Raw genomic sequence first — 15,056 nt, 5'->3', positions numbered from 1 at the left:
TCAAATTTCATAAAGATGGCATTAACCATTATTTTGGTGATAGTTGTATTCCTTCTGAAAGCGTTAAGTAAAAAACGACTTATTAAGCTTTCTGCACTTTATTCATATGACCCGCATCGTCTATTTCTGGTAAGAAAAACGATTGCTATAGCTTTTTGGATTGCTTTGATTTTTTTAACGCTTATCATTTGGGGGGGAAACCCAAATAATGTTTGGGTATATCTTGGTGGTTTTCTCTCTGTTGTAGCAATTGGGTTGTTTGCTGTATGGAGTATTTTAAGCAATATTATTTCAGGAATATTTATTTTTATAATGAACCCTTTCAAAATAGGTTCGAAAATAAAGCTGTATGACCCTGAAGTACAAGCGACAGTAGTAAATATAAATCTGATGTTTACTGAATTAGAAGATGATGATGGAATCTTTAACGTACCAAATAATACTTTCTTTCTAAAAACCGTGAAGGGTATTAATGCGGAAAAAACACAACCAAATTAAATGAACACATTTAAAAAACTGATAATAATAGCAATTATACTCTTTTTTGGGTATTTGATTTTGCGTATGGTTTTAAATAGTGAAAAGTCAGATCCTTTTACATACGAGATATTTGCAGCCATTATAGGTTTCACAATAACTTCCCTAACAACCTGGTCGTTGCTGGGGAAACAAACCGAAAATGAGCTTAACAAAGAGGTACGTATTCGTTTTTTAACTTTAAAAACGACCATTTACCAGGAACTTATAAAGCAATTGGAAGATATTGTGCGTAAAGAAAAGATTACCCACGAGGATATAATAGAATTAAGGCTTTTAAGCCAACGAATGATTTTTATTGCTGGTGAAAATGTTTTGGTTGCGTTCAATAAGTTTGTTATCCGGTTTGTTAAGCTGGCGAAATATGAAAAGATTTCTGAAAAAGACCTGGATGATTTGTTAGATGAAATGTCAATGGTTTCGGTTGAAATAAGAAACGATATTTTAGATAATAAGGCAAAGCAAGATATGGATGTTCAATCCTTTGAAAAACTTATTCTTAAAACAAATGAACTAATGGATTTTTCGGATAATTGATATTGTCAGCCCCTAAGCCGTCAAAAAAATGTCATAATGCCATCATTATTGGTTTATCACATAAGTTGATTATAAATTCAGTGATAAAACTGGGTATTAACAAATAAAATATTACAAGATATGGGAAAAATTATAGGTATTGACTTAGGAACAACCAACTCCTGTGTAGCTGTTATGGAATAAGCTCAATAAAGCGTTTTATGGGTAAAAAATATGGCGATGTGGGGGAAGAATTAAAAAACATTTCTTACGAAGTGGTTTCAGGTGATAATGAAACCGTAAGAATTAAAATTGGCAAGAAGACATATACCCCTCAGGAAATATCGGCTATTATTTTGCAAAAAATGAAATCAACCGCCGAAGATTATCTGGGACAGGAAGTTAAAGAAGCGGTAATTACTGTACCGGCCTATTTTAACGATGCTGAACGTCAGGCAACAAAGGAAGCTGGACAAATAGCAGGGCTTGAGGTAAAAAGAATTATCAATGAGCCTACTGCTGCTGCACTGGCCTATGGCCTTGATAAGAAAAACAAAGATGTGAAAGTTGCTGTGTACGACCTTGGTGGAGGTACATTTGATATTTCCATTCTTGAACTTGGCGATGGTGTATTTGAGGTAAAATCAACCAACGGGGATGTGCATTTGGGAGGAGATAATTTTGATGATGTGATTATCAATTGGCTGGCTGAAGAGTTTCAGAAAGATGAAGGCGTGGATTTGAAAAAAGATCCAATGGCGCTTCAACGATTAAAAGAGGCAGCTGAAAAAGCGAAGATAGAGCTTTCCAGTTCTGCGGAAACAGATATTAATTTACCGTACATTATGCCGGTTGATGGTGTACCAAAGCATCTTGTTAAGAAATTAACGCGAGCAAAATTTGAACAACTTGCTGACGAGTTAATAAAAAGGGCTATGAAACCCGTGAAATCTGCCCTAAAAGATGCAGGGCTCTCAACTTCTGATATAGATGAAGTGATTTTAGTCGGTGGGTCAACCCGAATTCCAAAAATACAGGAAGAGGTTGAGAAATTCTTTGGTAAAAAACCATCAAAAGGTGTGAATCCTGATGAAGTGGTAGCACTTGGCGCAGCAATTCAGGGAGGTGTACTGACTGGTGAAGTTAACGATGTGTTGTTGCTTGATGTAACCCCACTTTCTCTTGGAATTGAAACTATGGGAGGAGTGTTTACCAAATTGATTGAAGCCAATACTACAATTCCGGCCAAAAAATCTGAAATATTTTCAACAGCAGCTGATAATCAGCCGTCAGTAGAAGTTCATGTTTTGCAAGGGGAACGGCCCATGGCAAAAGATAACAAAACAATTGGCCGTTTCCATTTAGATGGAATAGCGCCTGCACCCAGAGGAATTCCTCAAATTGAAGTAACATTCGATATTGATGCCAATGGAATATTAAGCGTAAGTGCTAAGGATAAAACTTCCGGTAAAGAACAAAAAATCAGAATTGAAGCTTCATCCGGATTAACCGAAGAAGAAATTAAAAGGATGAAACAGGAGGCAGAGGCAAATGCCGAATCTGATAAGCAGGCCAGAGAAAAAGTTGATAAACTAAATCAGGCTGACTCTCTTATTTTCCAGACCGAGAAGCAGCTCAAAGAATATGGCGATAAAATTTCTGCCGGAAACAAAAGCGCAATTGAAGGGGCATTGGGCCGTTTAAAAGAAGCGTACGGCAAACAGGATGTTCCAGCCGTTGAAGCAGCAATGGATGAGTTAAACAAAACGTGGCAAAGCGCTTCACAAGAAATATATCAGGCTCAACAAGCTGCTTCGGGCGGAAGTTCGGCCAATAGTAATGGAACACAGGCTAATAATTCAAATGATGTAGAAGAAGCTACTGATGTTGAATTTGAAGAGGTTGACGATAATAAATAATGGCTATCTGCTTTGTATAAAAAAAGGTTGCTTTTTCGAGCAACCTTTTTTTATGGAACAATGATAGTGACAGCCTTTTTTATAATGCTTATACTAACTTCACTGGTTCTGTCCAAAATCTGTCCGTCAGTCTGAAAATATTGAGGTGAATCAGTTTTTATCACTGCTTCAGTAGTTTTAATTATATCAACATACGGTGAATTTTCCAAATTTCCAAGAAACTGCATGTTCGGGAGATGTTGACCCCATTCCGGGGATCGCCGAAATAGACAGTTGTTAAGTCGGATATCATGTGAAATCAATATTAGGGTATAAAAATACGGTTAAAATATTGGAAAACAAGTTATTGTATAATTTGGTTGGGGGATGTCTCCGACATCTGTGTCGGGGTTATCAGTGTTTTTTATTGTAAGGTGCTTATTGTCAGATGATTAATTGAGGCGTCGTCACACTTCTAATCTTTTCCCAATATCTCTTCAATTGAGCGTTCTTTAGGAATGCTAAAATACCCCTGTCAGGGTGAAAGATAAAAAGCCTATTTCATTGAGATAATGTTGAGCAATTGTTCGACATATATTTAATTATAAAGTGCTCTAATTGATTAAGGTGCTTCGTTGCATTTTGTATATTTCAGCCAGCTAAAATGATATAGGAACAGTTTGCTGAAATTTAAAAGTTAAAAATAACTTTTTGCTGTTTGTCTCCCCTCATTTTTGCGGCTATCCTAGCTTAGTCCAATTATTGGTCGCTTACTGTACCGAAAAAGTTGCATAGACCGGAGCATGCTGACCCCCTGATTCCGGAGTTAGTTTAGGTATGTCGTGTTTGTTTAATCGTTGTTATCGCATGGCATTCCGTCAGATACTGACCCCTCTTTTGTTCAGAACAGCTATATATTCCGGGGCATATTGACCCCTTTGCGGATTAATTTCTGTTTTGACGATTATTATTCTGGAGCATGCTGACCCCTCTGATATTATTGGGAGTTCAGTATTCCGGAGGATATTGGTTCTTCCCCACTTTTGGTGGTCAAGACGGAGCGTATAATACACGTTTCCTCAATAAGTCAAACCCCGCTCTACCATACATCTGCCTCTTAATCATTTTCAGTCGGTTCACGTTTCCTTCCACGGGACCATTACTCCATGGTAAGGTGAGCGCATTTTCAACAGCGGGGCAATCGGCGAGCAGTCCTTTTGCGAATGATGCTATTTCTTTTAGTCCCGAGGTGCTTGATTTCTCGATCCACTCCCTCAATTTTGTATCGCCCGACTTCTCAGCCATTATTTTACGGAAGGATTGCACTAGGATAAAAGTCTTATTCAGCTCTTTGGAGGATTTGCATAATTCGCGGATGATATTCCGTTGGTCATCCCACAGATTTTGTTGATCTGACAGAAACCATATCGCCGCTGATGATGGTTTAAAAGTTGCTGCACCATGATTCGGTAATTCTTTAGTGAACCCAGCTTTTTTGCCCACTCGGATCCCATAGAATTTCAAGCCTTCTGAGAAAGTTGAATAGGCTCCCTTATATCCTTGGGTTCTGAGCTCCTGCCACAATGTGGTGATCAATATGCTCGGCTCTTCCTCCATACGCTTTTTTATATGCGTAAAGAATTTTTCAAGCGGATTAATCTTGCATTGAGATTTCCGGGGCAAGGTCTCCATGTCCAGATAGTTTTTGACGGTTTGTCTGTGCATGCACAGATGCCGTGCCATGGCACGTATGGAATATCCTTTTTTCTGTAATTCCTTCAGTTGCTCAAACCGCTTTAAGCGGATCCCGCCATGAGCTGAATCCGGAGAGCTTCTGTTTTCAGATAGTGAGCTTTGATTTTCAGCTATTTGTTGATCGTCAACCCGCAACTGCTTATTGGCCAACAAAGCTGTGGCTTTGCTGTAATGCCTAATCAAAACTTTCTGTACCGCCTCACTTAAATTTTTCAACAAGTGCCAACGATCGGTGACCTGGATAGATTGGGGAGCACCCAAAGTAATTGCTTTTTGATAGTTACTGTATCTATCCCGGCTCATTACTTCAATCTCTGGACGTTCCTGTAGCCATTTACGCAATGTCTCCTGTTCACGGTCTGGTAATAGATCTATCACTTTCCCTGTGTGGAGATTGACCAAAATACTACCGTAACTTTTCCTTTTTTTGTAAGCCCAATCGTCTACGCCAATGGCGGTTACACCTTTTGCTGGTGAAAAATCGCTTTTTTCAATCAACCGTAGTATAGTCGTATCGCTAGTGGGTATCGACAATATGGTACAAATCCGCTGAGCAGGCCTTCCTCCGGCAAGAAGCCCAAGTTGTCTGATCTTACTTTCCAGACGCTCAGTCCTCCGTTTATATGGCCTGAAATGACTCTCGAACCTCTCGGTGAATATTTTGAACGGACATTCGTCTTGATGACAATAAAATTTACGAGAGCGAAGAATAATTCTGGAAGTTTTACCAAAGACAGGAAGGTCTGCGATCTTGCGGGTGTAATAGCTGTGGATTCTTTTCGAAGTGATGCAGCAGTTTGGGCAGACAGCACTTCGGGTAGTACTCTGCACATAAACTACCAGTACATCTTGCTGGTTATCTACTGATATAATCCTAAAGTTATCACCATCGTCCGAAAAAACAAGTTTTGATGCATTCATTAAAATATGAACGCTAATTGAAGACAAATATGATGGTATTACCACCAAAAGTGCGGAAGAACCGGATATTGACCCCTTGCGGGGGTCCTGATTTTGGTTTTATTTTTGGGAAAATGATATTACCCAATGGCCGGAAAAACCAGACCCATGAGTCAGATAAAACAGATGATCAGGCTGCACCAGCAGGGCTATGCCATCAAAGCGATAGCCCGCAGTCTCAGTATAAGTAAGAATACCGTAAAGTCCTATCTTTTTAAGATAGGTGAGGCAAAGTTGAACATGAGCGACATTCTGTCTGTGGAAGACCCGGTCCTGGAAGGTCTGCTGCATTCAGGTAATCCGGCCTACCGTGATCCCAGGTTCGAGGATCTCAAAGAGCGTTTGCCGCATCTGGAGAAAGAACTTAAAAGAGTTGGCGTAACGCGTAAACTGCTTTGGGAAGAATACAAAGTATCTTATGCCCAGGGGTATGGTTACTCCCAGTTCTGTTATCACTTTTCACAGCTCAGTGTTTCTGCCCGTTCAGGAACCATGGTAATGCAACATGAAGCTGCAGACAAGCTCTATATCGACTTCTCCGGCAAGAAGTTGCATTATATTGATATTGAGACAGGTGAACTTATTAATTGCGAGGTATTTGTCGCCTGTCTTCCTTATTCCAATTACTGTTATGCAAAAGCTGTGCGTAGCCAAACAATCCCTGATTTTATTGGAGCGCTGAACGATTGCCTGTGGTTCCTGGGCGGAGTTCCCAAGGCACTGGTACCGGATAATCTAAAGTCGGCTGTAACCAAGAGCGATCGTTATGAACCTGATATCAACAGAAGTATGGAAGATCTGGCCAATCACTACGATACCGTTGTGGTTCCTGCTCGGGCAGGAAAGCCAAGGGACAAAAGTGCTGTTGAGAACCATGTCAAAATCGTCTACACACAGGTATTCGCACGATTACGCAACCGTAGGTTCTTTGACCTAGAATCGCTCAATGAAGCCATCACCTCGTGCATAGACAAGCTCAACCAGACACGAATGCAAAACCGCAGTTACTGCCGTCAGGAACGCTTTATCAGTAGTGAAAAGCATCTATTGGGCAAACTTCCTGCGAGCCGCTTTGAGCTGAAGCACTATACCGAGCTTAAAGTGGCTGACAACGGCCATATTTACTTGGGCCGCGACCGTCACTCTTATAGTGTACCGCATATCTACCGCAGGAAAAAAGCGCAGGTCGTATACACTGATCGTATGGTCTACATCTTTGTGCAAGGCAATCAGGTAGCTGTACATCAGCGTAGCCTGCGTCCAAACTCATATACCACCAACCCAGAACATCTAGAGTCCAGTCATCGTGAATACATGGATATTAGTCCTGAAAAATATCGCAAGAAAGCTTCTGAGATATCCCATTCATTCGAGCAGCTTATCATAGCGATATTCAATCAAAAGGGACGTTATCCCGAGCAGCTCTACCGTACCTGTGATGGGCTGTTTCGTTTGCAACGTACTTACTCCGCAGCCATGTTCGATAAGGCCTGCAACATGGCTGTAGAAAACAGCATGTTCAGTTCTAAATCGGTTGGAAATATGCTGGCCAGCGGTATGGCGGGATGGAATGAACCTCAAGAAAATGAAATGCCAATGCCTCATCATAACAACATCAGAGGTGCAGGTTATTATAGTTAACAGAACCATTAAATGATAAAATAGATATAAAATGAACATTGAAAAACACCTAAAAATGCTTCGTCTGAATGGCATGGAGCAACATTGGAGAGCGATGAAAGAAACACGCCAACATGGCACACTGAACTTTGAGCAAGGGCTGGAGATGCTTTTGCAGTCTGAAGTCGATGATCGTGAGAGTAAACGCTATGACAGGTTGAAAAAGAATGCTGCATTCCGCTATCAGGCCTCTATTGAAGAAATCAATATGGATGCCACTCGAGGTATTGACCACTCGCTTATTACCGATCTTGCAACTGGGGGTTATATGGAGAAAGCCGAACCAATCATTATCACAGGGGCAGCTGGCTGTGGAAAATCTTTTATGGCCTCCGCTTTCGGATTGAAGGCTTGTGCACAGGGAAAAAGAGTGGCTTATTACAATCTGCAGAAGCTATTGCAACGTTCAAAAATGGCAAGATTGGAAGGAAGCCTACAAAAACTTATGGACAGACTAGCCAAAACGGACCTTCTCATCCTGGATGACTTCGGTATTGTGCGACTGGAACAACAGCAACGGTTGGATCTCATGGAGATCTTTGAGGACAGACATGGCAGAAAGGCTACCATCATAGCAAGTCAATTACCCGTGGCAAGTTGGTATGATATAATCGGTGAGGATACTATTGCCGATGCAATACTAGATAGAATTGTCCATGTGTCTCACAGGATTGAACTTAAAGGCTATGACAACAATATGGATATGTAAAGTCCATTGAAAGGTACATTGATTCACAGAGCATTGCGTTACGGCTTTACATTTGGACTTTACATAATCGTTATTTCTTACCCAGCCCTTTCAGCCAAGTTATCAAGTTACTGTTATCGATCCATTCTCCGGTAACCTGGTTAGGTGTAAGGCATTCCGATGCCTGTTCTATAGCCTCTCTTTTCTGTTTTGAGTCGGCCCTTGCATATATCTCTGTGGTCTGGACCGAGGTATGCCCCAAAAGATCCCTTATCCAAACCAGATTTACACTAGATTGCAACAGGTGGATTGCGCGACTATGCCTTAACTGATGGCAACTGGTAACCTCGGGAATAAGATTAGAATCGTATATACGGGCCATATCTGCATATTTCTTTAAGATATAGGTTATACCGGCTCTGGTGAGTTTATTCCCCGCGCTATTACAAAAGATCGGTCTTTTTATATCAATCTCGTAGTCAACATTGTACCTTTCCATATACTTCTTGAGTATTACGACGACATGCTCAGAAAGCGGTACTATTCTCACTTTTCTTCCTTTTCCATATACCTTGATCGAGTATGGCTGATACTGTATTCGCATTGACTCTACCGTCAGGTCAGCCAGTTCCTGTACCCGACAACCTGTATCATACATCAAAGCAAGGACCGTAAGGTGTCTCAGCCCTTGATAAGATGCACTATCCGGTTGTTCAAGTAGAAGCTTTATTCCTTCTTTTGTAAAGTATACCGGGGTAGGATGTGCTTTTTTCAGATTTCCAATCTTCAGGACTTTTTGCCACTGATCCAGGTATTCGATGCTATCATACTGAAGATATGCTACAAAGGAATGTATCGCTGCCAATCTATTATTGCGCGTCGCAATACTGTTTCCCTGCCGCTCAATCAGCCATCGTAGATATTCAACCACATTATCCCTATTAATATCTGACAAAATCGCATTTTCAATCTTTATCTGTTTCTCATCCCTCAAGAAGGAAAAAAAGGAGACAAAACCATCGCGGTACGCGGATATGGTATTGGGGCTGACGTTTCGCTCGTGCGGAAGATACACACCAAGGAAACCTGTGATATATTTTGCTATGTTATTCGTTGCCATCTTTTTGGGGATATATAAATTCATTGAGGGAAATACACATTTCCAATAGTTCGGGATATTCGTTGCAGGTGAGTCTCACATATTCTTCGGTGGATGTAAGAGACTTGTGTCCCAGACAAGCAGCCAGTAATGGAAGGGCAGTGTACACATCAAGCCCTTTTCTTATCATTTTTGCAAGAGAATGCGTTGCCATGGTGTGTCTTATATCATGCACCCGAGGACCAAAGCATTCACCTTTATATGCAATTCCACATTTCGTATATACCTTTTTGAACCAGTTGTATGCGTTGGCGGAAGACACGGCTGTACCATTCAATTTAATGAAGAATGGACGTTCGCTATCAGTAACGCCTTTTACGGGGAGCATGCTCCTGTAATGTAAATATTTCAGAAGGGCCTCCTTTAAAGAGCTGCATATGGGAACCAGGCGTTCTTCTCCATTTTTAGTATTGCCCCAAGTGCCAACCCTTAATACATTCCTGTCGGGATCCACATCCTTGTTTCGCAGCGAGGTTGCTTCTGTGATTCTTAGGCCTGTACTATATAAAAGTCGAAAAAGACAGGGTAGGGATATAATTGGGTCATCTTTTCGATGGCTTCCTCGCTGAAGCCCGTCAGATTCCCGGAATATGGCCAGCATCTGCTCTTCAGTGAAGATATAGGGTACAAAACCACGATCGTTCGTACATTTTGGCAAAGGCATGATATATGATTTAACCCCGTGCTCATTCATGTATTTCGCCAGTTGGGCCAGACGGGAGCATTTTCCATAGAATGTTCTACTACAATCATTTTCCCTGGACTTTGCCCAGGCACCTATCAGATCTTTCGTGATAACTGGATTTGATAAACCATATATTATGGTGAACTCGTCAAACTCTTTGTAAGTCCATTTGGTTGATAGCACGGTGGACCCACAGGATTCTTTGATCCGGATCAGGGCTTTCATATAAGGAGCCAATACTCCCCGATAGTCAAATGGATCAGTCATAGAACCACCCTCCTCTCTGCGTATAAAAGCAATCGCTGGATTCCGGAACATCTAGTACGCATCCCAGCATATGTGACAGGTCTATCCGGACATAGGTTCTTGTTGTATCTGCTTCGGAGTGACCCAGTGTTTCCGATATAATTGAGATTGGCGTGGATTTGTCCAGCATTCTTTGCGCCAGACTGAATCTCAATGCATGCCCTCCATGATGCCTGTTCCCGAATTCGATTCCAGAAGACTTAAAAACAATTAAGATGGCTCCATGAACCGCTCCTCCATTAAGTGCCCCATATGGAGGACGACAACTTAAAAACACTTTGTCTGACATGGATTTTGGGCGTGCATACCGAACATAGTCGATAATGGCATTACCAACTATAGGTAAAAGTGGAAGTGTCAATGGATTTCCGGTCTTATATTGCACAAGCGTTATTTTATTGGTTTCCCAATTTATGTCGCTAAAACTCAAATTGGCTATATCCGAGACGCGCAGCCCTAGACGGGAGCATAATAATAGCATAGCATAGTTGCGTTTTCCAATATTGCTTGAACGGGAAATCGATGTCTCTATCTTCTGTACTTCATCTGGAGCATAGAACGAAGGGGCCTTTACACGCTTGATTTTTTTACCAAGTGATTTTAGCATATAGGAATAGTCCTTTGCAATTATATTTTCGCGGAAGAGAAATAATAGAAAGCGGCGCGTAGTATCAATATACTCCTTCTGTTGATATTCGCGACTCTCAACATACCTCACTATAGCTTCTTCGGTTATTCCCGAACGATTGTCTATTCCCAGTTCGAGTAGATATTCTATAAAGTTGCTCATTGTTTTTCTGTAACGCTGAAGTGTCTTCTTCTCATTTAAGCCCAGGGATTTCAAGTATTCAAGATACTGAATAGCGGCGGCGCCGATGTCACCCCGTAAGGGATGTTGTACCACATGCTGTCTTCTCCCTCCCAGATTGCTATCCAACAAAACATGGGTCAACACTTCAATACTTTTAATAAGGTCGCGATGATGGAATGTAACGTTGAAACCATCACGGCACGTCAGCATATATTCGTTGCCGACGTTTTCGTCGTAGTCAACCAAGCCTCTTGAGTGCATATAAACAAGGATGCCTTTCTTCCACAACCAATTATAGGTGTAGATACGACTGCCTGAATATCTGGCCTCTTTTAAAAGTTGGTTAGTACGTTCAATAAGATTTTGAATTTCCATAACTTTTACTATTTATGTTGATATATTGTAATATGCAACACTAACGTTATGGAAAGCAATTATGTGTAGTCGTATTAATAATTGGCTATAAATGAATTTTGAGAAGAGATCTGATAATGGACTTTACATATCCATATTGTTGTCATAGCCTTTATTATGGAAAGCTTTCCATAATAAAGGAGAAAGTCTAAGAAAAAAAAGGTAATATTGTCAGGTCATTGGTAATGATAACCCTTGAACCAAAATCAGGGGGGTCAGTATGCCCGGAATGGGGTCAACATCATCGGAATATGCAAAAGTTGGCTAGGGGACGCTTGCTAATCTATTTCACCTAAATAGCACAGAGAATGTTGTGTTGCGAAATCAATTAAGCATTTTTCTTCTTCACCTTTGAAATACTTTTGTTTTTCAATTTCTTGGCTTGGCGTCGCATTTTCTTTAAGGAAATGCTGGACTCGGTTGAGTTTGCTTGAAATGCCAATTGTTCCATCTCCAAGATAAAGGAAATGCATCGATTTTTTAAGAAGGAACTACATTTAGTGATATTATAAACTTATATACCTTCGACAAAAAGCTGCGATGTGTATTCTTAGAGTATTTGGAACGGGTAGAAGTGTGTTTAAGAACGCGTATACTTAATGCATATTCTGAACTCAAAGGTTTTTATTGGTCCGTAGATCCGCTGAATTTTCTTGATAAAAGAGATTTGAGGAATAATGAAAATGAGGTTTTAAACTATCGTGCCTATGTTTTGGATTCAGTAATTATAGATTTTGAGAAGCCCAAAGAACAGTTTTTGAAAGCTTTTAAGCTCAAATATACAGAAGAAACTTACCCTCCCGAAAATATGTATTTTGAAACATTGTCATTTGGTAAGTTAATTAAATTATATACCTGTCTAAAGAATGATAATACGAAAAATTCGATAGCTACTGCATTTAAACTACCCTCAGGGAAAACCCTTGTTAAGTGGCTCCTTTTTCTAAATGATGTGCGTAATGTTTGTGCTCATCATTCGAGATTGTGGAATAGAAAATTTACTGCAAACAAATTGATTTTTCCATCTCGTAAAGACCATAGGATAGAAGGAGCTATTCCTGAAGCTTCCAATAGTAATATTTATGGCGCCATAATCGCTATACATCACCTGTTGCTGACTTTTAACACCAATAACTCTTTTATTGATAAGTTTGAAACTCTCAACGGCAGGGGAGTCCGTTATGTAGACAAGCTTGTGAAGGTATTTTTAAAGGATGGCCGCGAACAGTTCGTACTCTGCCATGTAGAGATTCAGAGCAATAAAGGCAGGGGAGATTTGGCCGAGCGCATGTTTCGCTATTTTTATAGAATATGGGATCGTTACAAAGTTCCAATTACAGCTATTGCAATTTTGGCAGATGAAAACAAAGGCTATCGACCAGTGGTATATAGCCAGGAGTTTATGGGAACTTCATTACGCTACGATTTTAATAGCTATAAGATCCTCGATCAGGAAGAATCGGAATTGCGAGCAAATGAGAATCGATAAATTGCTTTTTGTAGGCAATTTATCTAAGTTTGAAGAAGAAATTAAAACAAAAATAGGAAGGAGCGATACTATGGGCACTCAAGAATATTTATTAGATAAAGCTGAAAAAAAAGGAATTCAGAAAGGCATTGAAAAAGGTCTTAAGACTGGTATTGAAAAAGGTAAGCGTGAAGAAGCTATTGCCATTGCACTAGAGTTTAAGAAAATGGGGCTACCTATTGCTGATATTGCTAAAGGCACCGGGCTTTCTATCGAAGAAATCGAAAAACTGTAATCAAATAGTTTTGAGTGTATAATTTATTTAATTTATTGGAGCCATTTCCGAAGGGATGTGGCTTTTTCATTTTAAGGATAGAGTAGCTCTAATAAAAAAACTCCCCATTTCATCGAGTGATGAGAGAGGAGTACCTTTTATAAACTAAATATATTATGAAAAAAATCTGTTTTTATGTAGACGGGGTTGACGCTTTTTAGTAATAAAGCGCCCTAATAAATTAAGGCGCTTAGCTAGATGTTGGTATATTTCAACCGGCTGATCTAATATAGAAATAATTTTTTGAAATTGAAAAAATTATAAAAGATTTTTGATCTTTATTTTTGCCGTTTTGGATGTTACTTTAGGTTAACCCAATCATTGGTCGCTCGCCATCACCGTAAAAATAATCGAAGAGTTGGCTAGGTTGAATTTGTGATATTTTTGCTAAGGCATACACTTGATAGGGATAAAAATCGGTTCCATCATTTGCATGTCGGATTCTGCTTATTCGACTTCCACTGGCGCCAATTGCGGATGCGATCTCACCATCGGTAAGGCTAATACCTGAGATAAATTTTGCGAACTTAGTTAGATCTTCTGCTGGGGACTTCATGCCTGGATACGTGTAGTCGTGAAATAAGTCTTCGCAGGCAATATTGATATCCGCGTCAAGTTCTTTCAAGACCAAGTAAAACATAAGTCCAGAAAAAATATCACCTCCATTTCTTGCAATGAGGTCTTGAATTGTATCCTTTTTATCTTCTTTAGCAACTTTGTTTAAGTTACATGATCTAATCAATTCATAACTATATTTTCTAAATTCTTTAAATTTAATATACTTATAATCAGGTTGTTCTATATTTTCTTGAATCGTATTTTTCATTGTTGTATATAATTGACTATATTTGTGATATAATCAGTTTTCTGATTGAGTCTCAGAAGTGAAAACGACGAATTTTCCAACGACACGAGACGTAGGGTTTGCTAACCCCCATGCTTTTTGTATTTTTACAAAAAAAGGGGATGGCTCCCTATTGGATACCGTGTCAAAGGCTCTTCGTCGTGCCTCACTGCTGGTTGAAGATAGTGGGCCATCCTCTTTATTTAGCGCTTGACCTTCCCCTTCGAGACTCTTGTTGATAACCCAACTAGTAAATTATGAGACAAAAAAAGTCATTAACCACAACAGAACGACGGCAGATAAAGGATCAGCTTCGTCAGCTTGCAGTATCACTGCTCATCAAGAACAAATACTGCCCGCCTGAATAGCTTCTCAAAAGCTTAAAATCAGCAACGCCCTTTACCTCGGTAGAGGAATGTGCATACAAAAGCCAGCAAGGCCTGTGGGTAGCACTTACTATGTTGATTTTGCCGACCTGTACTTTCTAATAACTCTGCTACAAAATTGCACGGCTCCCTTCTCTTTTTTATTCGCACTTTAAAAGTAAGGGTTTCCGATATCAAAAGCAAAGATTTGAGACAAATACTATTATAGAAATTCTATAATAAAGGTCCATTTTTAATAAGAAAGCTTGATTTTAAGGATTCTTAAAAGTTTGGTTTTTTATGACCTTATAAATAAGATCGGGGTCTAGATCACATAAATATGCGATCTTAAATATATGGGCAAAAGTGAATTTCTGTGGGTTATTTAATTTATCAAGATAGGAGTTATATTGAAGCCCTAAAGCTTTCGCCATCTTTGTGGGACCTTGCTTTTCCAATAACCTCATCGATTTGATGATCTTGGACTCAAATAATGACTTTACTGCAAGGAAATCAGGATCAGCACTGCTGGATTTAGTCGACGCATTCATTTATTGAAGTTTGATTTACTAAATGTTGCTTTTTGCAGACTAAATGTGTGTTATAATTTATTATTCATAAATAATAATTTTTATT

The 15,056-nt window shown here is 39.7% G+C and carries 12 protein-coding genes and 1 pseudogene; 7 read left to right on the top strand and 6 right to left on the bottom strand.

Features of this window, described 5'->3' with window-relative positions:
- Positions 1-15: 15 nt before the first annotated feature.
- From AACH28_RS14710 to dnaK, 3 genes are all read left to right on the top strand, one after another.
- On the top strand, positions 16-498 hold the full coding sequence (locus AACH28_RS14710) for a mechanosensitive ion channel domain-containing protein (protein WP_341830853.1): 483 nt from the start codon (positions 16-18) through the stop codon (positions 496-498).
- Positions 499-1,074: a hypothetical protein gene (locus AACH28_RS14705; protein WP_341830852.1), complete on the top strand. Its 576-nt coding sequence runs from the start codon at positions 499-501 to the stop codon at positions 1,072-1,074.
- Positions 1,075-1,274: 200 nt separating this feature from the next.
- The gene (dnaK, locus tag AACH28_RS14700; protein ID WP_407073618.1) at positions 1,275-2,972 is read left to right on the top strand and encodes a molecular chaperone DnaK; all 1,698 of its coding nucleotides are present in this window, start codon (positions 1,275-1,277) and stop codon (positions 2,970-2,972) included.
- A 1,029-nt stretch (positions 2,973-4,001) separates the two neighbouring features.
- On the opposite strand, the gene AACH28_RS14695 is transcribed toward dnaK, so the two are convergent.
- A complete protein-coding gene (locus AACH28_RS14695; protein ID WP_341833120.1) occupies positions 4,002-5,627 on the bottom strand; it encodes an ISL3 family transposase in 1,626 nt (541 codons plus the stop codon).
- Between the two features lie 147 nt (positions 5,628-5,774).
- On the opposite strand from AACH28_RS14695, the gene istA reads away from it, so the two are divergent.
- Together istA and istB are read left to right on the top strand one after the other, a co-directional pair.
- On the top strand, positions 5,775-7,307 hold the full coding sequence (gene istA / locus AACH28_RS14690) for an IS21 family transposase (protein WP_341830851.1): 1,533 nt from the start codon (positions 5,775-5,777) through the stop codon (positions 7,305-7,307).
- Positions 7,308-7,338: 31 nt separating this feature from the next.
- Positions 7,339-8,055 (top strand): IS21-like element helper ATPase IstB, encoded by a 717-nt coding sequence (gene istB, locus AACH28_RS14685; protein ID WP_313269545.1) that lies wholly within the window; start codon positions 7,339-7,341, stop codon positions 8,053-8,055.
- 70 nt (positions 8,056-8,125) lie between these two features.
- Here istB and AACH28_RS14680 read toward each other — a convergent pair whose 3' ends face one another.
- The 4 genes from AACH28_RS14680 to AACH28_RS14665 form a co-directional block, all read right to left on the bottom strand.
- A complete protein-coding gene (locus AACH28_RS14680; RefSeq protein ID WP_341830850.1) occupies positions 8,126-9,154 on the bottom strand; it encodes a tyrosine-type recombinase/integrase in 1,029 nt (342 codons plus the stop codon).
- Positions 9,141-10,145 carry a tyrosine-type recombinase/integrase gene (locus AACH28_RS14675; protein ID WP_070568342.1) on the bottom strand — a complete coding sequence of 335 codons (1,005 nt, stop codon included), beginning with the start codon at positions 10,143-10,145 and terminating at the stop codon, positions 9,141-9,143. Before AACH28_RS14675 ends, AACH28_RS14680 begins: the two co-directional genes overlap by 14 nt.
- Positions 10,138-11,370, bottom strand: a complete 1,233-nt coding sequence (locus AACH28_RS14670; RefSeq protein ID WP_312339883.1) for a tyrosine-type recombinase/integrase — start codon at positions 11,368-11,370, stop codon at positions 10,138-10,140. The genes AACH28_RS14675 and AACH28_RS14670 overlap by 8 nt, the downstream gene beginning before the upstream one ends.
- A 317-nt stretch (positions 11,371-11,687) precedes the next feature.
- Positions 11,688-11,882, bottom strand: coding sequence for a hypothetical protein (locus AACH28_RS14665; RefSeq protein ID WP_201639834.1), 195 nt, complete (start codon positions 11,880-11,882; stop codon positions 11,688-11,690).
- Positions 11,883-11,908: 26 nt separating this feature from the next.
- Between AACH28_RS14665 and AACH28_RS14660 the strand changes: the two are divergent.
- A pseudogene (locus tag AACH28_RS14660) lies at positions 11,909-12,898 on the top strand (Abi family protein); the annotation flags it as partial.
- On the top strand, positions 12,885-13,172 hold the full coding sequence (locus tag AACH28_RS14655) for a hypothetical protein (RefSeq protein WP_341830849.1): 288 nt from the start codon (positions 12,885-12,887) through the stop codon (positions 13,170-13,172). The pseudogene AACH28_RS14660 and the gene AACH28_RS14655, both read left to right, overlap by 14 nt.
- A gap of 343 nt (positions 13,173-13,515) precedes the next feature.
- On the opposite strand, the gene AACH28_RS14650 is transcribed toward AACH28_RS14655, so the two are convergent.
- Positions 13,516-14,037: a hypothetical protein gene (locus AACH28_RS14650; RefSeq protein ID WP_341830848.1), complete on the bottom strand. Its 522-nt coding sequence runs from the start codon at positions 14,035-14,037 to the stop codon at positions 13,516-13,518.
- Positions 14,038-15,056: the final 1,019 nt, after the last annotated feature.

It is taken from the genome of Sphingobacterium thalpophilum (assembly GCF_038396785.1).
GTDB lineage: Bacteria > Bacteroidota > Bacteroidia > Sphingobacteriales > Sphingobacteriaceae > Sphingobacterium > Sphingobacterium thalpophilum_A.
Note: the sequence above shows the minus strand (reverse complement) of the source record. Positions and strands in the feature narration are given on the sequence as shown.